At 38.2% G+C, this 22,442-nt stretch carries 18 protein-coding genes; 8 read left to right on the top strand and 10 right to left on the bottom strand.

All coding sequences use genetic code 11. The features are described 5' to 3' along the window. The first annotated feature begins 155 nt into the window (after positions 1 to 155). Entirely contained in the window at positions 156 to 1,859 is a 1,704-nt protein-coding gene (locus HYG88_RS06600) for a DUF4394 domain-containing protein (RefSeq protein ID WP_178882793.1), read from the top strand. Between the two features lie 56 nt (positions 1,860 to 1,915). Here HYG88_RS06600 and HYG88_RS06595 read toward each other — a convergent pair whose 3' ends face one another. Together HYG88_RS06595 and hrpA are read right to left on the bottom strand one after the other, a co-directional pair. Then, a complete protein-coding gene (locus HYG88_RS06595; RefSeq protein ID WP_005159653.1) occupies positions 1,916 to 3,022 on the bottom strand; it encodes a beta-ketoacyl-ACP synthase III in 1,107 nt (368 codons plus the stop codon). Between the two features lie 46 nt (positions 3,023 to 3,068). Further along, positions 3,069 to 6,923 carry an ATP-dependent RNA helicase HrpA gene (hrpA, locus tag HYG88_RS06590; protein WP_005159649.1) on the bottom strand — a complete coding sequence of 1,285 codons (3,855 nt, stop codon included), beginning with the start codon at positions 6,921 to 6,923 and terminating at the stop codon, positions 3,069 to 3,071. Between the two features lie 475 nt (positions 6,924 to 7,398). On the opposite strand from hrpA, the gene ahpC reads away from it, so the two are divergent. Together ahpC and HYG88_RS06580 are read left to right on the top strand one after the other, a co-directional pair. Further along, entirely contained in the window at positions 7,399 to 7,962 is a 564-nt protein-coding gene (ahpC, locus tag HYG88_RS06585; RefSeq protein WP_004662563.1) for an alkyl hydroperoxide reductase subunit C, read from the top strand. Positions 7,963 to 8,213: 251 nt separating this feature from the next. Beyond that, positions 8,214 to 8,426, top strand: a complete 213-nt coding sequence (locus tag HYG88_RS06580) for a KTSC domain-containing protein (RefSeq protein WP_005159645.1) — start codon at positions 8,214 to 8,216, stop codon at positions 8,424 to 8,426. Positions 8,427 to 8,472: 46 nt separating this feature from the next. Here the strand turns inward: HYG88_RS06580 and HYG88_RS06575 are convergent, their stop codons facing one another. Continuing rightward, positions 8,473 to 9,672: an alkane 1-monooxygenase gene (locus HYG88_RS06575; RefSeq protein WP_005159642.1), complete on the bottom strand. Its 1,200-nt coding sequence runs from the start codon at positions 9,670 to 9,672 to the stop codon at positions 8,473 to 8,475. A gap of 122 nt (positions 9,673 to 9,794) precedes the next feature. Here HYG88_RS06575 and HYG88_RS06570 point away from each other — a divergent pair, with 122 nt between their 5' ends. Beyond that, on the top strand, positions 9,795 to 10,820 hold the full coding sequence (locus tag HYG88_RS06570) for an AraC family transcriptional regulator (RefSeq protein WP_178882792.1): 1,026 nt from the start codon (positions 9,795 to 9,797) through the stop codon (positions 10,818 to 10,820). Positions 10,821 to 10,825: 5 nt separating this feature from the next. Here HYG88_RS06570 and HYG88_RS06565 read toward each other — a convergent pair whose 3' ends face one another. Further along, positions 10,826 to 11,044, bottom strand: coding sequence for a DUF1653 domain-containing protein (locus tag HYG88_RS06565; RefSeq protein ID WP_039046993.1), 219 nt, complete (start codon positions 11,042 to 11,044; stop codon positions 10,826 to 10,828). A 229-nt stretch (positions 11,045 to 11,273) separates the two neighbouring features. Between HYG88_RS06565 and ahpF the strand changes: the two genes are divergently transcribed. Then, a complete protein-coding gene (ahpF, locus tag HYG88_RS06560) occupies positions 11,274 to 12,839 on the top strand; it encodes an alkyl hydroperoxide reductase subunit F (protein WP_178882791.1) in 1,566 nt (521 codons plus the stop codon). A 159-nt stretch (positions 12,840 to 12,998) separates the two neighbouring features. Next, the gene (locus HYG88_RS06555; protein ID WP_178882790.1) at positions 12,999 to 13,343 is read left to right on the top strand and encodes a hypothetical protein; all 345 of its coding nucleotides are present in this window, start codon (positions 12,999 to 13,001) and stop codon (positions 13,341 to 13,343) included. A gap of 56 nt (positions 13,344 to 13,399) precedes the next feature. Here HYG88_RS06555 and HYG88_RS06550 read toward each other — a convergent pair whose 3' ends face one another. Together HYG88_RS06550 and HYG88_RS06545 are read right to left on the bottom strand one after the other, a co-directional pair. After that, positions 13,400 to 14,011 (bottom strand): glutathione binding-like protein, encoded by a 612-nt coding sequence (locus HYG88_RS06550; RefSeq protein ID WP_004662579.1) that lies wholly within the window; start codon positions 14,009 to 14,011, stop codon positions 13,400 to 13,402. A 238-nt stretch (positions 14,012 to 14,249) separates the two neighbouring features. Beyond that, positions 14,250 to 16,712 (bottom strand): ExeM/NucH family extracellular endonuclease, encoded by a 2,463-nt coding sequence (locus HYG88_RS06545; RefSeq protein ID WP_178882789.1) that lies wholly within the window; start codon positions 16,710 to 16,712, stop codon positions 14,250 to 14,252. Positions 16,713 to 16,896: 184 nt separating this feature from the next. Here HYG88_RS06545 and trmB point away from each other — a divergent pair, with 184 nt between their 5' ends. Together trmB and HYG88_RS06535 are read left to right on the top strand one after the other, a co-directional pair. After that, positions 16,897 to 17,613: a tRNA (guanosine(46)-N7)-methyltransferase TrmB gene (gene trmB, locus HYG88_RS06540; protein WP_004662584.1), complete on the top strand. Its 717-nt coding sequence runs from the start codon at positions 16,897 to 16,899 to the stop codon at positions 17,611 to 17,613. A 347-nt stretch (positions 17,614 to 17,960) separates the two neighbouring features. Continuing rightward, a complete protein-coding gene (locus HYG88_RS06535) occupies positions 17,961 to 18,320 on the top strand; it encodes a hypothetical protein (protein ID WP_004915115.1) in 360 nt (119 codons plus the stop codon). 200 nt (positions 18,321 to 18,520) lie between these two features. Here the strand turns inward: HYG88_RS06535 and HYG88_RS06530 are convergent, their stop codons facing one another. The 4 genes from HYG88_RS06530 to HYG88_RS06515 all read right to left on the bottom strand — a co-directional run bounded on the left by HYG88_RS06530 (position 18,521) and on the right by HYG88_RS06515 (position 22,176). Next, positions 18,521 to 19,303: a Rossmann-like and DUF2520 domain-containing protein gene (locus tag HYG88_RS06530; protein WP_005159624.1), complete on the bottom strand. Its 783-nt coding sequence runs from the start codon at positions 19,301 to 19,303 to the stop codon at positions 18,521 to 18,523. A 132-nt stretch (positions 19,304 to 19,435) separates the two neighbouring features. Then, positions 19,436 to 20,668 carry a dihydroorotase gene (locus tag HYG88_RS06525; protein WP_005159621.1) on the bottom strand — a complete coding sequence of 411 codons (1,233 nt, stop codon included), beginning with the start codon at positions 20,666 to 20,668 and terminating at the stop codon, positions 19,436 to 19,438. Positions 20,669 to 20,680: 12 nt separating this feature from the next. Further along, on the bottom strand, positions 20,681 to 21,697 hold the full coding sequence (locus HYG88_RS06520) for an aspartate carbamoyltransferase catalytic subunit (RefSeq protein ID WP_005159617.1): 1,017 nt from the start codon (positions 21,695 to 21,697) through the stop codon (positions 20,681 to 20,683). A 119-nt stretch (positions 21,698 to 21,816) separates the two neighbouring features. Next, the gene (locus HYG88_RS06515; RefSeq protein WP_005159614.1) at positions 21,817 to 22,176 is read right to left on the bottom strand and encodes a hypothetical protein; all 360 of its coding nucleotides are present in this window, start codon (positions 22,174 to 22,176) and stop codon (positions 21,817 to 21,819) included. Positions 22,177 to 22,442 lie beyond the last annotated feature (266 nt).

Below are 22,442 nucleotides of genomic sequence, written 5' to 3'. Positions count from 1 at the left end.
TTTAAATTATTCATTTAAAAATAAAAGTCGAAATCTTTTTCTAAGGCTAGACCCCATTACAGCAATCCAATAACAAGAAGCTCAGAGTTAATAAATAACAGGGGATCCTTCTCAAAAGCTTCTTATAACCAAAATATGTATCAGGATAAACGACTATGAATAAACGAGCATTAACTTTGACCGCAGCAACTCTGGGTAGCCTAATATTATTGGGTTGTAATAATGATTCTAACAACGATACAGAAACTACAAATACGAATACAGGTGACACATTAATCTTAACCAACAACGGTATGATCAGTTCAATAGACCGAATGATGCCAAATAAAATCGTGTCAAATCTTAAAATAACAGGTCTACAAACAGATGATGAACTCGTTGGAATCGATTATCGTCCGAAAGATGGAAAACTTTATGCGGTGGGATTATTAGGTAATATCTACACTTTGAATCCTGCAACTGGTTCAGCCACTTTTATAAAAAAATTAATGGCTGACCCTACTGATACGACTGATGGAAATGCAGCATTTACAAAGATTTTAGGGGATGCGAATCTGATTACTGTGAACTTCAATCCAGTTGCAGATCGTTTGAGGGTTATAACAAATACGGGACAAAACCTTCGAATTAATGTGGATACTGGCGCAACGATTACTGATGGCGCTATCAATTCGACAGAAAGCAACCCTACCATTGTCGCTGGTGCATATACCAATGCATTTGCAGGAACTGGATCAACCAAACTCTATAGTATTGACCAAAATAGTGATCGAATTTATATCCAAAATGCGAATGCTGGAACATTGGGTGTTTCAGCTGCGTTGGGAGCAGATATAAACATTAATGGCGGTGGTGGATTTGACATCGATCCTGTGAGTAACGTCGGCTTCGCAGCGCTAAAACTCAATACTGGTGGTTATAAATTCTTTCAACTTAATCTAGCAAACGTAGGAACAAGCAATGATGCCATTTTTGCATCTGGTGACCTAAATAGTAACTTTAATAGCATGGGAATTCGCGGTATCGCATTAAAAAGAGCAAGTGATGCCACCGCTCAAGCTTATGGATTGACAGCCAATAATAAATTATTGAACTTTGCTTTAAATAATCCAAATGCGGTGATGGAAAAAACCATCACAGGTTTACTCGTTGATGAGAAATTTATTGGAATTGATTACAGACTCAGAACCACTATGACCAATTCTGGAAAACTTTATGGTCTTACCAATAAAGCAAACTTGTATACTATAAATACAGACACTGGTTTAGCAAGCCTTATCACTGCACTCAAACCAGCTACTGGTAGCACTTTCACAAACCTAGATGGTACAAGTTTCGCAGTTGATTTCAACCCTACAGCAGATCGACTCCGCATAATCAGCAATAATGGACAGAACTTAAGAATTAACGTCGATACTGGCGATACTATAAAAGATGGTGATATTAATGGGATTTCTGATGCTAAAGTCACTGCAGCAGCATATACCAATAGTTTTGCAACACCAGTTTCAACGCTTGCTACTGAACTATTTGATCTTGATCAAACAGGCAAAACTCTCACTAAACAGAATCCACCAAACGCAGGCACATTAAACCTGATCGGTAATTTAGGAGTCAACTTAGGTATAGATAATGGCTTTGATATTGCGGGTGGTGATAATGGCTTAGCTTTAGCAGCAGTCTCAGGTGCTTCTGGACCTTCTGTGTTATATCGTATAGATCTAAATAGTGACACGACTATTACAACTCCAAGAGCACGTTTAGCAATTAATGTGGATGGAACACCAAATCTAGCAGCTTCAACTATTGGTGGTAACACGACTCCACAAGTCATCGACCTAGCGATCTTACTTAAATAAGCTGAAATCAAAAAAACCGCATCATTGATGCGGTTTTTTATTTTTGCCTATAAAATTTAAGCAATATGTTTTTGTACGATAATCGAACCAACCGAATATCCTGCACCAAATGAAGAGATCACAGCATATTCGCCATTATTGACTTGCTCACCTGTACGATGCATCGCAATAATTACACCTGCTGAAGATGTATTGGCAAACTCATCTAAAATAATAGGTGCGCGTTCTAAATCAGCTTCTTTACCCACAACGAGTTTTAAAATGAGTTCATTCATATTGGCATTGGCTTGATGTAACCAGAAACGCTTCACTTGTTCAGGAGTTAATTCAAGTTTTTCTAACTGTGCAGTAATGATTTTTGCGACCAATGGACATACTTCTTTAAAGACTTTACGACCATCTTGGCGGAACAATTTGTCATCAACCACAGCATCTTCACTGCGGTTTAAGAAACCAAAGTTATTACGAATGTTATTTGAGAATTGAGTAAACAAATGAATATCTAAGATTTCATAGCCTGATTTAGTTTCAGTCTCTTCGATAATTGAAGCCGTTGCAACATCACCGAAAATGAAATGTGCATCACGGGTACGGTAGTCTAAATGACCTGAGGTAATTTCAACATTGAGTAATAATACACGGCGTGCGCCACATTTCACTGCATCATAGGCTTGCTTCAAACCGAATGTTGCAGCAGAACAAGCCACATTCATGTCATAAGCATAACCTTGGATGCCCAAAGCTGACTGAATTTCAATTGCAACCGCTGGGTAGGCACGTTGCATATTTGAACAAGCTAAGATGACAACATCGATATCTTCTGCGGTAACACCTGCATTTTCCATCGCTTGTTTTGCAGCAATGACGCCCCACTCCGCTTGAAGTGAAAGCTCATCATTACTACGCTCTTGTAAACGTGGACGTAAGCGTTTTGGATCAAGAATACCCGATTTTTCGACCACATAACGACGTTGGATACCAGAAGCTTTTTCAATAAATTCTGGGCTTGAACCACGCAATGCTTCGATCTCACCTGCTGCAATTTTGTCAGCATTTTCTTGATTAAATTGTTCTACATAAGCATTTAAACTTTCAACCAACTCTTCATTAGAAATAGATTCGGTTGGGTGAAATAACCCTGTACCTGTTATACGAATGCCCATGTAAAACTCCTGTAAAGAATGCTTCTAACTTTCATTATTGCTCAGTTTAACCGATTGCTAATCGATCCCATAGTTTTTGCAATCTAGTTGGTGAAATTGGCATCTTTGTTTTCATCGGTTGAGAAAACAAGGAAATTCTAAGTTCTTCCAACATCAAATACAATTCTTTGATTTTAGGATCATTTTTAAATTTAAATACTTTGTCCATCCATGGATCAATATCGTCAATTGCAGCGAGGTCACGTTGTAGATTATTTGGCAAACGATCCAAACGCAATAGCAATGCTTTTAAAAACCGTGGGTATTCCTGCCAAATCTCAACAGGTTTACTGTAGACAAAGTTCGCCAACGACATTAAATCAAGTTGGTCTTCTATGTCATCCACACTTCGACCAAAGATATCCTGATCTAAAACCAATAACTCGCGACGAATTTGCTGCCATTGAGTAAAAATCTCAGTAATATCAATTAAAACTTTTTGACCATCTGCTAAGAATTGCTTTTTTACATCAGCCATTAGCTGATTAAATTCCGCTGTATCTTTAGGCAAGGATTTTATTGAAACTTGTAAGGTTGCATAAACCAGCATTTGTTCCAACTTCGCCCGATCACCTAAAGGCGAATATGCCAAAGCTAATGGTTTGGAAATCTGTTTTTTCAATTGACGAATTAAATCCCCCAATTGCATGTGTAAAAGACGAATCACGCCTTCACGATGTTGCTTAATTGCTTCATCCTGATCATTAAAGGTTTGAATCACCACACCCGACTCATCTTTAACATCAAGTTCAGCAAAAACTTTACTTGGAACCAAAGCCTGATATTGCTTTACGACCACTCCCGTGACTTTTTGAGACGCTTCAAATACAAAATTTTCAGGAAAAGTCTGGAACTCACCCTTTTGCTGCTTCACAGGACGATGAGTTTCGACACGACAACGCGCTTTGAGTTCGTCTAAATCACGTCCTTGCGCAATGAGTTTGCCTTTTTCATCCACAACTTTAATAAAAGGTACAAGATATTGATCAATTCGTTCAAAAGAAAAATCTTTTTCAGTAATTTGCTCACCGCGCAGAGCAAAAGCCAAGTAACTAAACAGATGTTCACGCAAATGTACTGCATCGACACCTTGCATCAGTTTTTTCGCAGTATCTGGAATCGGAACTAAATTACGACGTTTGTCTTTAGGCAACGCCTTGAGCAAAGCCTCAATTAAATCCTGACGCCACCCAGGAATCCCCCATGACCATTGTTTTTCATCTACTTGTGGCAAAGCCTGCACAGGAATTTTAACCGTTGCACCATCTTCATCATGGCTTGGATCAAAACGATAGCTCGCAGCTAAACGCAATTGTCCATTATGTAAATAATCTGGGAATTGCTGTGTGGTTGGTCGATCATTCATCCATAAGGCATCATCTTCTACAAAAAGATAACGCGGATGATCTGGCTCTACTGTTGCACGCCAATCTTCAAAACTACGGCGGCTGGCAATTTCTTCTGGGACTTTCGCTGCATAAAATTGATAAATAGTTTCTTCATCGACCACTAAATCACGACGACGCAGTTTATCTTCAACACGCTCAACTTCTTCAAGTTTAAGTAAGTTGTGTTTTAAAAATGGCGGTGTAATACCCAAATTACCAGTCGTTAAGGCATCCCGTAAAAAGATTTCATGGGCTGCGGCTTGATCAACTTTCTCAAAATTCACCATACGTTTTGGTTCAATAATTAAACCAAACAATGAAATTTGCGCATAGGCATTCACAATGCCTGCTTTTTTCGACCAATGTGGTTCGAAATAGTGATATTTCAATAGCTCACGTGCAGCTAATAAAATCCATTCAGGATCAATTTTTGCTAAAGTTCGTAAATACACTTGAGAAGTTTCCACCATCTCAAATGCCATCACCCAAGCAGTATTGGTCTTATGCAGTGTACTGGCAGGAAATACTTTGGCTTTCTGCTGACGTACCGCCATAAAGGTATTACGTTCATCGGTTTTATTGGCGATAAATGACAGTAAACCTGTTAATAATGCTCGATGTAAATTTTCGTAATTGGCTGCCTTTTCATTAAAGCTCAGCTTTAATCCTTCAGCCAACTCAACTAATTGCTGATGGGTTTGCTTCCATTCCCGTAAACGTAACCAACTTAAAAAATGTTGACGCGCAAATTGACGGCGCTTATTTTCAGTTTGTGTTTCAGGACTGGTTTGCAGCGTATTCCAAAGTTTTAAATAGAATAAAAAGTCTGAGTCCGCTTCTTTGAATAAGGCATGCTTCTGATCGGCCTGCATTTGCTTGTCCGCAGGACGCTCACGTGGATCTTGAATCGCCAAGGCACTGACAATAATTAAAGTTTCTTTCAGTACACCAAAATGAGCGCCACCAATCAGCATACGTGCTAATCGTGGATCAATCGGCATGCGTGCCATCATTTGACCGACTTTAGTTAAATCGTTCTTACGTTCGCTTAATGCACCTAACTCAATCAAAAGCTTGCGTCCATCATTCACCAAACGAAAATCAGGCGGCTCAATAAAGTCAAAAGCTTCTAAACTACCTAAACCAAGACTTTGCATCTGCAAAATAACAGAAGCTAAGTTAGTTCGTTTGATCTCTGGTTCGGTAAACTCAGGACGACTTAAAAAATCTTCTTCACTGTATAGACGAATACACACACCCGCAGCAATACGACCACAACGACCTTTACGCTGATTGGCTGCTGCCTGTGAAATCGCTTCAATCGGTAAGCGTTGCACACGTGAACGGTAGTTATAACGTGAAATACGAGCAAAACCGCTATCAATCACATACCGAATATTAGGAACGGTTAATGCTGTTTCAGCAACGTTGGTTGCAATAATGATACGGCGACCTTTACCGCTTGGACTGAAAATCTTTTGCTGCTCGGCGAGTGCCAAACGCGCATATAAAGGCAACACTTCAGTATGCCGAGGACCATACTTCTGTAAGGTTTCTTGTAATTCACGGATTTCTTGCTCTGTACTGGCAAAAATCAATATATCAGCATGTTCTGGATGCCCTTTACTCTCAGCATCAGCAAAACACTCTTCGACCGCTTGTACAACAGCACGTGGTAAGTTCTCTTCAAAATCATCAAACTCATCATCATCACTACCAATAATACTGAGTTCCGAAATTGGACGATAACGTACTTCAACAGGGAAGCTGCGCCCTTCTACTTCAAAAATCGGTGCATCATTAAAGTATTGGCTAAAGCGGTTTACGTCTAGAGTTGCTGAGGTGACGATGACTTTTAAATCAGGACGCTTTGGTAATAACTGTTTGAGATAACCCATGATGAAATCGATATTCAGTGAACGCTCATGGGCTTCATCGATAATGATTGTGTCGTATTTTGAAAGGAAGCGGTCGTTCGTCAGCTCAGCCAACAAAATACCATCCGTCATCAAACGCACGATAGAATCTTGCGATCCCTGCTCATTAAAACGGATTTTAAAGCCAATCGCCTCACCCAGTTTCTGCCCAACTTCTTCTGCAATACGTTGCGAGACACTACGAGCAGCTAAACGTCGCGGCTGAGTATGCCCAATCATCCCAGTGAGACCACGACCAGCGAGCATAGCAATTTGTGGTAACTGTGTGGTTTTACCCGAACCCGTTTCACCCGCCACAATAATCACTTGATGCTTTTGTATTGCGGCAATCAAACGATCTGCATACTGAGTAACAGGTAAATCTTGATTGAGTTTAATTTGGGGAATACGCGCTAAGCGTTGTTTGACTTTGTCATTTGACTGTTGAAAAAGTTTTTCGATTTCTGCTAGTGGTGTTTTTTTATCTTTGCGCAGTCGATTTAAACGGTGACGGTCACGTGCCATAACCCATTGATCTACATTTAAATGACTCTGCACTGAACAGCTTTCCTAACAATAAAAATAATCAGCTATTTTACGCCTTAAAGCGTTGCTATGCAAAGCAACCACATTTAGTTCTTTTCAAAAACATGCACTATTCAATTGATACACAGAGGTACTTTTGTATTTTCTTATTTTTAAACCAAGCAAAACATAGGTAAAAATCTAAGTGTATATCTTGGTTTTCTCTATATTTTTTAGATTTTTTCAATTTTACCCTTGAATTTTAATACTATCGACTGCATGTTGTTATGCAAGTTAGTTTTAGGTATTCGTCATATTTGCTTCATCTTATTGGAGTCAAATAGGCTTATATCTTAGGGTGAAAATCGTTTTATATTGATTCATTCAATTTTCCGATTTTAGTCATGTAAAAATACTATTTCCCCAATAACTAAAAATTATTTATTCTTAACCTCGTAAACAAATAAGGCCTTAGCCTCTCAATAAAACCTCAATCATGGAGACAATGATGAGCTTAATTAATACTGAAGTTAAACCATTTAAAGCTGATGCATTCCGTAACGGTGAATTCATTCAAGTCACTGATGCTGATCTTAAAGGCAAATGGTCTGTTCTTATTTTTATGCCTGCTGCATTTACTTTCAACTGTCCTACTGAAGTTGAAGATGCTGCTGAGAACTACGAAGAATTCAAAAAAGCTGGTGCAGAAGTTTATATCGTAACAACTGATACTCATTTCTCTCACAAAGTATGGCACGAAACTTCTCCTGCTGTAGGTAAAGCTCAATTCCCATTAGTTGGTGATCCTACACATCAATTAACACGTGCTTTTGATGTGCATATCGAAGAAGCTGGTTTAGCTTTACGTGGTACGTTCATCATCAACCCAGAAGGCGTAATTAAAACTGCTGAAATTCACGACAATGCAATTGCACGTGATGTTTCAGAAACTTTACGTAAGCTTAAAGCTGCTCAATTCGTAGCAAGCCACCCAGGCGAAGTTTGCCCAGCTAAATGGAAAGAAGGTGAAGCGACTCTTGCTCCATCGATCGACCTCGTTGGTAAAATCTAATTTTTAGATTTAACAATGTTGAAAAGAAACCACTCTAAAAGAGTGGTTTCTTTTTATTTGTCATTTGCTCACTTTTTGCGATACATCGATCTCAATTCAATACTAAATTTTTACAATTCTTATACTTATAAATTTATAACGAAATTCATTTGTCAATTGTCAGCCTGCTTTACATGGAGTAATGTCAAATTATGAAACATAAAGAGTTTTTCGTATGTACTAAATGATCAAACTAAAATGGGGGAAAATATATGGAAAAAACTGTTGTTGTAACCTTTTGGAAATATGATATTTCTTCACGCTACTTAAAAATTTTTTACAGCAATGGCACAGCCGAGCTTTATCATCCTGTTCCAGAATTTATCTATGACAATTTGCTACGCACAACTGATAAGACTGCTTTTGTCCATAAATACCTTGAGTTTGATCTGCATTTTAAACGACTTTATCTTTTAGCCTCATAAATAAAAAAACCAGCCTAGATTAAGGCTGGTTTTTTATTTAAATTTATTAAGCAGCTTCGACTTCAACTTGTTCAGCATACTTCTCTAATATTTTCTCTTTTGCGTCTGGATGAATATTAATTTTCTCCATATTGCCTTTGTAATGCTCTACTACTCGATCATCCATAATTTTTGACCACCATGAAGGAATAAAGGCTGGTAAAATCATCGCTCCATAGCCCGCTGGTAACTGTGGTGCATTTTCAAAATGACGTAGAGTTTGGAAGCTACGTGTTGGATTTGCATGATGATCTGAGTGACGCTGTAATTGATACAAGAACAAGTTAGTCACTACATTGTTATTGTTCCAACTATGCTCAGGTAAAGTACGCTCATATTGACCATTGGCTTTCTTTTCACGTTTTAAACCATAATGCTCAATATAATTTACTGATTCAAACAAAGTAATTGCATAGGCAGCCTGTGTCACTTGGAACGGTGCTGAACGCACTCCAAATTTGCTAAACATAGCAGCATGGTACACGGCAGACATCGCCCAACCATGAATCAATTCATTCTCTTTACAGAAGAATGGCAATTTTTTACGCTCTAAACGATTTTTCTCAATTTCGATCGCCGATTTGAAACTACCAATCACTGTACGCGGTAAAAATTTCCAGAAAGTTTCACCAAGTCGAGATGATGCTGGATCTTCTGGCGTTGCAACACGGCGGTGATGACCATATGGATGCTCAATACGGAAGTGATTATAGCCCGATGGAGCTAATGCCAAATGTGATAAATAATGTTCGAGACGACCACTTTTATGACTCAATTCATGCGCCGTATTGATGGCAATACCATTCACCATCCCCACCAAAGTACCCAATAACGCTTGATCTGCAAGTGATGTACCTTTACGACTTGCCAAATAAGTGCCGTAAATATTGGTCGCATATTGCAATGGAATAAAAAGTTTAACAATTCGAGAATAATATGGATCAGCTTCTAAATCTGCAATCGCATCAAGTGGTGGATTTTCTGTGTCCTCACCAATTAACTTATCCAGTGCAGGAATAACACCATGAATAAATAATGGGCCAAAAGAGGCAAAGAATTTTTTGGTTTTTTTCGGTCCAAATTGATAACCTGCTAAACCACTCATTGCAATGGTCGGTACTGCCAAACCCAATAACCACAAATGACGTTTTTTATCTTTAAAAGTTGTTGTTGCTTGCTCTACATCCAGTTGAGTATGCATATTCATTAGAAACTCCTCAATCAAACACAAAATGTTTTGCTTGAATTGATTGTGTTCTTTTGCAGTCACTCTATATTATCATTTTAAGACTTGATATTATCATTTTAAGACTTTGGTGGTTTTTTATTGTGCAAAAACAGCAAATCCCTGTTATTCCGTCTCGTTATTATTTGCGGTTGATCGAAATTCTGATTGGTACTCATCAATATGATCATCAAGTATTAAACGCATTTCATAACGAACTTTCTAAAACTGAGCTTTTATCAATTCAACAAATTGAACAATTTATTGCACTTGGCCTGAGCCTACCTAATACAGAAGATTTGGCTTTTGAACTCGGTAAAAATCTAAAACTCAGTTCGCATAGTTTGGTTGGATATGCATTAATGACCAGTCCAAATTTAGAACATGCATTGAAATTAATTGCACAATATTTTCGGCTAATTATGCCGAGCTTTAAGCTATCGATTCAATTTCCAACTCATCAACATAAGGTTGAGTTATTACTTGAACCAATCTTACAAATGAATAAGCAATGTTTAGCATTTCATATTGAAGCAATTGCCGTTGGATTTTATTACAGCTTATTAGAACTTGCAGGACAACAATTACAACGTTACCAAATTTATTTAAGTATACCCGAGCCTGTTTATGCTGAACGCTATATACATCTCGTTAAAGCAAATTTTCATTTTAATTACACATGGATATCAGGTATACGCGTTCTGATTGATCAACAACAGTTGGCACTTTCCTTACCTTTGGCGGACGCTCATAGCCTAAAAGTGGTTGAACAACGTTGTCAGGAACAGATTCAAAAAATTTACCATCAGGGCGAAATTGTTGAATGGGTCAGCATGATGCTAAGACAAGCCAATCAAGTGCCGACCTTAACCGAATGCGCTAAAGTTCTAAATATTTCTACCAAAACCCTGCAACGCTATTTACAGCAACAGGGTGTCGAGTTTCATGTCTTAAAACAGCAGATCAGCATTGAACGAGCTATCGACCTTCTACAAAATTCAACCTTTACCATCACCCATATTGCCTATGAACTGGGTTATTCCAACCCTGGAAACTTCACCCGTGCATTTAATAAAATGATGGGATGTAGTCCACAACACTATCGCCTATCGCGATGCAAGACCCAATAAAACAATTAAGTGATCTGTATCAATTTGAAACGTGGAATCACCTGTCCATCTTCAAGCTGAACTGTTTCGGTAAACATACTGAGTGGACGTACCCACATCGAGTAATCTCCATATAAGCATTGATACACCACCAATTCTTCTTCGGTTTCGCTATGACGCGCTACGTTGAAAACCTGATAAAGTTGCCCTTTATAGTGTTGGTAGATGCCACGTTGTAATGCCATGCTATTTTTCCTTTAGGCTATGCCATGAAATAATTGCAGTTATATAACAAGTTTGAATATATTCAAATTTTTAGGTATAAAAATCTTCAAAATGTTTATTTTATCTTAAATTCAAAAATCCGATCAAACCCATAAAAACATACTGTTTTACCTATTCATTATTTTTTCGTACTATGGCTTCATTGAATGAATTTAGCTGATTTGAACTGCTTAGAATTTGGAGAAATACATGTTAGATCAAAATATTAAAACGCAATTAAAAGCTTACTTAGAACGTTTAGAAAGTCCAATTGAGTTAGTTGCGGCTTTAGATGAATCAGACAAAGCTGCAAAAATCAAAGAACTCGTGACTGAAATTGCAGAACTTTCTGACCAAGTTACGGCGCGTTTTGACGGTTCAAACGCTCGCCGTCCGAGTTTTGGTGTAGCTAAAGCAGGTGAACAACCACGTGTGTTCTTTGCTGGTCTACCAATGGGACATGAGTTTACCTCTTTGATCTTGGCTTTATTACAAGTGTCAGGTTATGCGCCTAAAGTATCTGATGAAGTATTGAACCAGATCAAAGGCTTAAACTTGAACTCAAACTTTGATGTGTTTGTCTCATTGAGCTGCCATAACTGTCCAGATGTGGTTCAAGCACTCAACTTGATTGCAATCTATAACCCGAATACAACGGCGACCATGATTGATGGTGGTTTCTTCCAAGAAGAAGTCGAAGAACGCAAAATCTTAGCTGTACCGATGGTGTTTCAAGACAATGAACATATTGGACAAGGTCGTATGACTTTGGAAGAAATCGTGGCGAAGCTAGATACCAACTCAGCTGAAAAAGATGCCGCTGCACTCAATGCCAAAGATACTTTTGATGTATTGGTGATTGGTGGTGGCCCTGCAGGTGGTACAGCAGCGATTTATGCAGCACGTAAAGGGATCAAAACAGGTATCGTGGCTGAACGCTTTGGTGGTCAGGTCATGGATACTATGGACATTGAGAACTTCACCACGGTTCAAAAAACTGTAGGTCCGAAGTTCGCTCAAGATATGGAAGCCCATGTACGTGAGTACGGTGTGGATATCATGAATTTACAACGTGTCAGCAAGATCACAGGTGCAGATCAGACTGACAATGGTTTGGTTGAAGTTGAATTGGAAAATGGGGCTAAGCTTGAATCGAAAACCATTATTCTTTCAACAGGCGCACGTTGGAGAGAAATGAATGTACCGGGTGAAGCGGAATACCGTACCCGTGGTGTGGCGTACTGCCCACACTGTGATGGCCCATTATTCAAAGGCAAACGTGTTGCGGTGATTGGTGGTGGTAACTCTGGTGTAGAAGCAGCGATTGACCTTGCAGGAATTGTGGAGCATGTGACGTTGGTTGAGTTTGATACCAAGCTTCGTGCAGATCAAGTGTTGCAAGACAAATTAAACAGCTTACCGAATACCACTGTGATCTTAAATGCGCTCAGTACTGAAGTGGTCGGAGATGGTGCTCAAGTGACGGCGTTGAAATACAAAGATCGCGCGACTGATGTTGAACATACAGTTGAGCTTGCAGGAATCTTTGTACAGATTGGTTTATTACCAAACACAGATTTCTTGAAGAACAGTGCGGTTGAACTCAGCAATCGTGGTGAGATTGTGATCAATGATCGTAATGAAACCAATGTCAAAGGTGTATTTGCTGCGGGTGACTGTACCACCGTGCCTTACAAGCAAATCATCATCGCGACAGGTGAAGGTGCCAAAGCGTCTCTATCCGCTTTTGATTATATGATTCGCTCTGGAGTGTAAGGCCAACATAAAAACTTGTGCACGCACTTACATTTTTCAAATGTAAGTGCGTGTTTTTACAAGTTATCAACAAATTTTCAACTTTATTCGTCAACGTTTTTATGTTTATATTTTGGCTATCCATATAGTATTGGATGCCACAAAGAAAAGGAACGAAAAATGAATAAATTACTTGTTGCATTAGGTCTCGCTGCTACTGTTGCGCTTGTAGGCTGTAATAAAGATAAAGCGCCTGAAACTGGGGCAACTACTGGCGAACATTTAGAAAACGCTGCTGAACAGGCTGGTGCTGACATCAAAGACGCAACAGCAACTGCGACTGACAATGTTGCAACTGCGGTTGATAATGCGGGTGATCAAATCGACGCTGCTGCTGATCATACTGCTCATGCAACTGCTGAAGCTGCTGCTAAAACTGAAGCTGCTGCACGTGATGCAACTGCTAAAGTTGCTGGTGCGGTAGAGTCAGGTGCTGCGGATGTGAAAGAAAAAGCTCAACAATAAGATGGGTTGATGTAAAAAAGCCTCTGGTCACAGAGGCTTTTTTAATGCAGAGAAAACTAACCGAGTAATCCTTCATCACGCATTGCAATTTGTACCGACTGACGTTCAGCGACTTTATTACGCAAAGCGATAATATGAATATATGGTGTTAAATCGTGTTCAATATGATTTGACCAATTTGTAAGTACAAATAAATACGCATCTGCTGGACCAAAATTATCATCTACTAAATAATCATATTCTGATTCAGCTAAATAATTGTCGATATATTTCAGTAAACGATCTACCTCAGCATATGCTTTGGTTTTTTCATCATCCGTTAACTTACCACTAAAGAAAACTGCATAAGCATCATGCAACTCAGAATTTAAATAACCTAACCATTCAAGGACTTTGGCACGCCCCATGCCCGATGGTGGGATTAAATCCTGTTTAGGATCGTGTTGTGCCAGAAACGGTAAAATTGCAACGTTCTCAGTTAAGATTAAACCAGGATTAATCTCTAAAGCTGGAACATAACCTTTCGGGTTAATTTCATAATAATCTACCCCTTTCGAGGTTTTATGTGTTTTTAGATCAACGCGTTCTAAATCAAAATCTACATTTATTTCATTTAAAATAATATGCGCTGCCAATGAGCAAGCACCAGGTGAGTAATACAACTTCATAATTGATCCTTGTTATCTAACTCTTATGTTCTAGAATGCTTTACCATAATTTGCAAAATGTGTTTCCACAAATTTGTCAAAAAAAGTAAAAAATACTGAATGATCTGACTATTAGTGAAATTACATGATTTTGCAAGTAGTCTTATGTCAACTTTTTATTATCATCGTATATATCCTGCTCAAATAGATCATTTTTTGAGGAGAATAGATTACTTCTATCCTCCTCTTTTTGCATAGATCACACTTTATCTTTTCTCGAGCGCTTGGAAAAACTTGCAAGACCCAAAAGACCTAAGATCGATAACCATCCAAAACTCCCCGATGAAGTATTTGACGGTGAAGGTTTATTCTCGGCATCACTCATATCAAGATCAACAATTACAGGATCATGATCTGAAGAGCGATAAGCATCTTCTGAGAAAAATAATGCTTTTTGTGCATCGGTTTTATATTCTTCGTTGTAATCTAAGACTGTTGGTTCATCTGCATTGATATGCCAAGTAAATGCTTTTTTTACTTTACTATATAAATTTGCATCAGCGATTGCGTGATCTAAATTGCCTGCGCCGCCATAGCCTTCCGCATTACTTGATACACCAAACACATAGCTATAAGCCTGCTCACCTTGCCCTACAACTTTGTCATTTAATAGAACTTTGTAATTTGCCTTTTCAAACACCTGAATCGGATCTTCTTTAGCATAACTATTCATATCCCCCAAAACTAAGATGTTTGGCTTTTCAACCTGAGTTGGATTTTTTGCCATCCATTGAACGAGTTGTTCAACAGCTTTCACACGTGTTGGGTTCCAACAACCCTGCCCATCTTTTTGATCAGCATCTGTTGTATTCGTATCAACACCTGTACATCCTTTAGATTTCAAGTGATTAGGAATAATCGTGAACATTTGCTTTCCAGAAATCGGTTGGAAAGTTTGCGCAATCGTCGATCTATTCTTATCACCTAAATCAAGTACAACTGGCTTGTTCACAGGTTTTACACGTTTGCTGTTATAAATAATGGCAACGGCAATCACATCTGTTCCTAAACGATCCTGATTTTCAGGAACTACATATTTCCAATCAGCGCCTAAAGCTTGGGTTAAATATGCAATTGCACTATTTTTATCATAGCCATTGTTTGCAATTTCCATCAAACCGTATACATCGGCATCAATTGCTTTTAAAGCTTTAATAATTTTCAGATGCTGTTTATCAAATTCAGATTGACTAGATGCTCCACGCTCAGTTGGAAATCCTGTTTTGCCATTGTCATAATTTAAGACATTAAATGCTGCTGCACGAATCAACCGCGTATCTTTAGAGGCGACATTTGGTCTTGATGGTGTTTTAGCGACCAATTCTGGAAGACTACGCCCCTGAATAGGCTGAATGCGCCAATCATTAAAACGGTATTCTAAAATCCCTTCAATGTTCTTAAGTTGATCACCAGAGCGCAAACTATTTGTTGCACTGAAGCTCTGCGGCAACCAAGGCGTTCTGTTTTGATTGTTATAACCATCATCTAAAATAATCTTCGATAATAAGTTTTTCTGTGCTAATGCTTTTGCCTCAGCAGATAAAGGTGAATATAAGTTTGTTGGAATAAATAATCGCTCCTTACTCAGTGACAGCTCACCAAAGCGACCATAGTTATAATTTTCACTGATGGTTAAAGTTTGCGGTAGTTTTACCAACATCCCTTGATAAAGTTGCGGTGAATTTGCAGTTAATTCAGTCAAACTATGAAACGGTAAATCAACACTTTTTGGCTGTACCTGATTTGCCATATTGCTATTACAAGTCAAAATATCTTGCTGTAACTGATCAATCTGTAATTGGTTTTGATACGCAGTCAAACGTCCTCGTAAGATCACTTCATCCCCAACTTGCCCGCCTTTAACAGAGCTACTCGCTGGAATATAAACAAAAATCGCATTACTCACGTTTGGTTTAGCTTTACTATCAATAGTTTGAATATAAAAACCAGAGAAACCATTTTCATAACGATAATCAGCAGTGATCACACCACGGAGCGTATAGTTTTGCCCTTGAGTTGCTTTATTATTTAAATCTGCAATCGCGGTGTCCGTACTTGAGCAACTGACTATTTCAGTAATAGGAGGTGTTGTTGAGCCTGTTAGATTTGAAAAATCATTCCGATCCTTCCATGCACGCCAAGAATTATCAAGATCAAATATAGTTTTAGGATCAACCTCAGCTACAGGATTTACCGTTTGCAAGCGAGTAAAACTATTCGCTTTACTAATTGTTGTTGTGCCCCAGCCACCAGAAGCTGGTTGCTCACCCAATCTTCCAAAACGATCTACCACTTTGCCTTTATAAACCAATAAAATGGCATCATCGCCATTAAACGAAAGTGCAGCGACTTGATTGACCTTATCCCCTAACTCAGTTTGTAAGGCAGTATGTCCAACTAAAAAGCGCCCCTTACTCGCAAGGTTTCCGACTAAAGGATAGACAAATGGCTTAGATGCACCACCATTATTAAACTGTTGAATCTCATAATCAGCTAAATTAACGGCTGTTTGATCTGGATTATAAATTTCTAATCCTTTTTTATTATTACTACCATCAATATATTGGCTAAACATCAACTGGGCATGTGCCACAGAAAATACCGAAGAAGCCCCCAATAAGCCGAAACAAATTGCAATCGAATGGAATTTAAAATTTTTCATAAATTTTTACTTAATGTTTAAATCGACATTAGGCTATTCAATCTCTGTGACAAAAACATGAAGATTTTTTTACAAGTTTTTGATCGTTTGGAAAAACAAATGATCAAATAAAATCATTTAAAGATTTGACTTGACCTGATGAACACTTAAAATACTGCATTTCTATATTTATATCTCCAGAATCATGTCAAACGATCAGTTAGAAACGCAAATTACGGAACTCGACAATTTGCCTGAGCACCGTGAAATTGTGACGTTTATGCGTCGTTCAGCTCCGCTTAATACATCACAACGGACTGCTTTAGAAGATTATCGTGATTTAATTTTGGAATACCCCGTTGGTGATTTACGTCAACACTTTGAACATCCTGAACGACCTTTAACTGTTGAAATTGGCTTTGGTATGGGGCGTTCTTTGGTACTCATGGCAAAAGCCAATCCAGAACGTAATTTTGTCGGAATCGAAGTACATGTACCAGGAATTGCACAATGCGTGTATGAAGCTGGTATGGCTGGCTTGAAGAATTTATTTGTACTTGACGCAGATGCGATTCAAGTATTACGTGAAATGCCTGACAACAGCATTAACTGTGTGCAACTGTACTTCCCAGATCCATGGCAGAAGAAGCGTCACTTTAAACGCCGCTTTGTGATTCATGAACGTATGCAACTGGTTGAACAGAAGTTAGAGCTTGGGGGTACCTTCCATGCTGCTACTGATTGGGAGCCATACGCAGAATGGATGCTTGATATTTTAGATAATCGTCCAGACATGGAAAATTTAGCAGGTAAAGGTAATAGCTACCCTCGCCCTGAATGGCGTCCAGTAACCAAATTTGAGCGTCGTGGACTTGAATCTGGTCATAAGATCAATGACTTTATTTTCAAAAAAATAAAGTAGTAATTCATCAAAATTAAAAAATAGCATTAAATATCAACATTTAATGCTATTTCAACCTATTAAAAACCAACTCAATTTTAAATTTCAAATATAAAAGACAAAAAGTGAATTATTAAAACAACTTATAAAAGCTGTACCTATCAAACCTATATGCTTACTTTGTAAAATCAAATGTGTTCAAATTTACAGCCCTCTATTTACATGATCTATAAATATTTTTTATTCATGTTTAGCTAAAATAAATAATGAATCATTTTGATCTCAAATGAAGAAATTATCGTTTCATAAACAATGAGTGCTCTATTCTGTGCAATGATTTAGCCCAAAGATGAAGATAGGTTGGTTTTATGGAAAAAACTCTGCAATGCCCTAAATGTGGTTCTACAGAAATCGAAGTACGTGATCATGACAAATTACTGAAAACTACAGGTGGCGTTTTAATGACTGCTGCTGGCACAACTGCTGGTACAGTAGGTGGTGCAGCAACTGGTGCATCAGTTGGCGCAGCTATAGGAACTGTAGCAGGTCCATTGGGTGTAATTGTTGGTGGAACTATTGGAACTTTCGTGGGTGCAATTAGTGTCGGAATTACAGGTGGCGTAGTTGGTAATATTTTCGGAAAAAAAGCGGGTGTCGTGATCGACAAGAATATTTTTCAAGATTATTTATGTCTAAAATGCAAACATCGTTTTAAACAAAAGAATTGATTAAGTTCAAGACACATTTACCTAATTTCTAAGCTGATATTTAAACAACTCATATCAGCTAAATGTGTTTATAAACAATACTTAAGTTTTCTAATACAGGTATTATTCGATCTGCCCTTCTTATTATTAATTATAAAAAAATGCAAACACGACCGAGCTTAGTTTAGATAAAAAAGATTATACAATTTATACATTTATGGTTATTTACCATGTAAATGACGGGTCTTAATACCTTCACTTAAGAGCTTATAAACCTCAACAAGATCATTTCTTGCATCTTTTTCTAATAACTTATGATGCATTTTTAAAATATTTTCATCACCACGCATGGCTGGACCTGTCTGCATTTCTTTAGGGTCATTGATTGTTGCTTTTTGTGCAGTCTCCAATATCAATGGGTGAAGTAAAGAAAAATCGACCTGTTGTTCATCAACAATTTGTTTAGCAATATCATAACAGTAGTTACTAAAATTACATGCAAAAACAGCAGCCATGTGCAATGTCTGACGCTGTTGAGAACTATATTGGTAAACCTTCTGAGTCAAACTACCTGTTAATGAGGTGAGTAAATCCAAATCATGATTGTTTACAGCCTCGACAAACACAGGCGTTGTTGTCCAGTCAATCTCTCGTTCATAACTAAATGTTTGTAAAGGATAAAATACACCTGATTTGTCGTGTACTACTGAAAGAACTTCTAAACTTGTACTTCCTGAAGTATGTACAATTAATACTTGCTGTAAAGAAGAGCTAATTTTTTTAATAACTTCAGCTATTGCTTGGTCAGAAATAGCGATGATCACTAGATCAATATCAGCACTTAATTGCTCAAAATCACTGATGGCAACAGCATCCACTAAAGATGCTAAACGATTGGCTTTTTCTAAATCACGACTAAAAACTTGTACAATCTGGTGATCATGATGGAGTACTTTTGCTAAATGATAGGCAACACGCCCTGCACCAATGAATGTAATTCTCATTTTTATAGAACCTTTTTAGAAGCGGAATAATGTACCAATAAACTCTTTAAGAAAAGATCACAATAATGAATTAACTAATTGAAATAGTTAAGCAGAATAAGTAACTTGACCTATTCTGCTCAGAAATAAAGTTTAGATAAATGTCTGAAGCACTTTGCCTTTCAAGGTTTGACCTAACAGCGGTGTATTTTTACCTTGAGATAAAATTGTTTCTTTTGAAACAGTCCACTCTAGCCCTGGATCAACCAGTACCCAACCTGATTCTTGTTTCCAACGTTCAGTCATATTGGCAACTTTAGCAGGATTTAAGGTAACTTTTTCGACCCATTCTAAAGCATCAAAAACACCTTCTTGAATAAGCTGAATACCCAAACCGACATAGGTATCGAACGCTGTAATACCTGGCTGAGTTTCTGCAAAAGGCGCCATTTTTGCTGAACTACTTAATGGTTCGTGATGGGTACAGATAGCGTCGATTACGCCCTCTTTTAAACCCTGACGCAACAAAGCTTTGTCTTGTTCAGAGCGTAGTGGCGGACGAACATGTGCTAGAGAGTTAAATCCATCCGTTAATTGTTCAGTTAAATGAAGTTGATGCATTGCTACATCCGCAGTTACTGGCAAACCTTTGGCTTTCGCAGCACGAATCAAATCAATAGACGCACCACATGACAATAAACCAAAATGGGCTTTGACACCTGTTGCTTCAATCATGAGTAAATATTTAGCAATCGCCACAGTTTCAGCAATCGCAGGAATCATTGGCAAACCCTGACGCGATGCAATAAAGCCTTCATGTGCACAACCATCTTTCGCGATTTGCGGCTCTTCTGCGTAAAACACTACTGTTAAATCTAGACCAGCAGCATATTCTAGCGTGCGAATCACGACATCATCATTATCAAATGCGGCATTAGCATTTGAAACCGCAGTACAGCCGCCTTTTTTTAGACCAGCCATATTAGAAGGTTGCTTCCCATTCAAACCTTGAGTTTGTGCACCAATAATATGTAGATAAATACCACCATCTAATTGTGCCTTTTCAATCAGACCATGAATAAGTGCGCCATTATCTTGTACGATAGGTTTTGAGTCTGGTGGAGTAATGACATGTAAAATACCATTTGCACGCGCAGCTTTACCTTCTGACTTTAATGTCCCATGTTGTTGTTGCCCTGGCTCACGTAAGCGTGCGCACAAGTCCACCATAGTGGGCATCAACCATTTACCTTGACCGTCAATCGTTTCATCAATTTGATCTGCGCTATCAACGAATTTACCATTCTTAATATAAACCGTTTGAACTTGATCAGTTTTTTGAATTGGATCGAGCACACGGACATTTTCAATTTTTACAATACTCATGTGATCTATCCTTTAAAGTGCAATCGCTTCAATTAAACCTTGTTCTTGTAACTGCCCTTGCATCGCAAGTGCCAGTACAGCCATTCGTACTGCAATACCGTTGGTTACTTGTTTCAAAATAACTGATTGATCTCCATCCGCAATACTTGAATCAATTTCAACACCACGGTTCATTGGACCAGGATGCATAACGATGCAATCAGGTTTAGCGAGCGCCAAGCGTTCTTTATTAAGTCCATACATTTTGTAAAATTCAGATTGTGAAGATAATGCAGGTGAATCAATACGCTCATTTTGAATTCGTAATGCAATAATCACATCACAGTCTGTTACGCCTGCATCCATTTTATTAAACAGACGTACATTTTCGCCATATTCATTAAAACCAACTGGTAACAGCGTATTTGGTGCAATCACGCGAATATCTTTGCAACCTAGTGTTTGTAAAGCAGCCACATTGGAACGTGCTACACGCGAATGTTTAATATCACCAATAATAGCCACAGTTAAGTCTTCAAATGGCTTCTTGGTTTCACGGCGAATGGTCAGCATATCTAGCATCGCTTGCGTTGGGTGCGCATGACGACCATCACCTGCATTGATAATTGCCACTTTAGGACAAACATCTTTAGCAATAAAATGTGCTGCCCCAGAAGATGAATGACGAACTACGAAAATATCCGCAGCCATCGCTTCCAAATTCCAAAGCGTATCACGTAACGTTTCACCTTTAGAGGTACTTGAACGTGCAATATCGATATTCAGAACATTTGCAGACAAACGTTTTGCAGCTGCCTCAAATGTAGTGCGAGTTCGAGTAGAGTTTTCAAAAAAAAGATTCATTACCGTCAGCCCTTCTAATAACGGACGGTTAATCAAATTATTATTGTCGTCTAAAAAACTTTGTGCGGTATCTAAAATCTTGGTCAGGCTTTCTTTAGAAAGACCTTCAATGGTTAAGAAGTGCTTTAAATTTCCTTGTTGATTCAATTGAACCTGACTTGGTTGATGCAGGGCTGCAATATGCATAAAAGATTCCTATAGGTCGAATCACCAAAACTTGCATAGTGTAGCCCAATTTCTCTACTTTCGCAGAACAACTTTTCACCATTATGTTGCATTAAATGAGAGAGTTGCAACAGATTCGGCTAGCGGAGCGCACCAATATAGTGATGCGATACTTGTGCCCGATAGATTTCCTCTTCAGTGACTTCGGCAAAGTAAAGTTCTTCATCATTTGTTTGCTTTGGTTCTGCTACAAATAATGTTGATTCAGACTCAGGATATAAATCAAGCAAATGACTTAAACGCTCAACATAATGCGCTAATTCGGCATCGCGCGTTTCCAGTGCAATTTGCATAATATATCTAGCATAAGCTTGGTCATGCACCAAATACATCACATCAATCACACGACTACAGACTCGTCTTAAACGCACATACATTTGAGTTGCAACAGAAAAAGCTTCGGCATTTAGTACAAGTTCATGGTTCGTATTTGCTTTCATAAAGTCCTCACATCGTTGGGAGAAGTATTTCTTGATAATCCAGCTTTAGAAAGCAAAATATGTACCAACCATTCAAAACAAATAAAAATTATTTTATGACATGGTGAACTTATCTGATAAGTAAAAAACATATGCTGAAAATTTAAAGCAAAGACGTGATTCAATCTAAATAAGTAATACCGTATTACTAATCCAAAGAGTTTCACAATATGCCTTAGACCACAAATTAGAATTAATCTATGGAACATAATAAGGCTAAACATCAA

It is taken from the genome of Acinetobacter sp. SwsAc4, assembly GCF_013391535.1.
GTDB lineage: Bacteria > Pseudomonadota > Gammaproteobacteria > Pseudomonadales > Moraxellaceae > Acinetobacter.
This window is presented reverse-complemented; position numbering and strand designations above follow the sequence as displayed.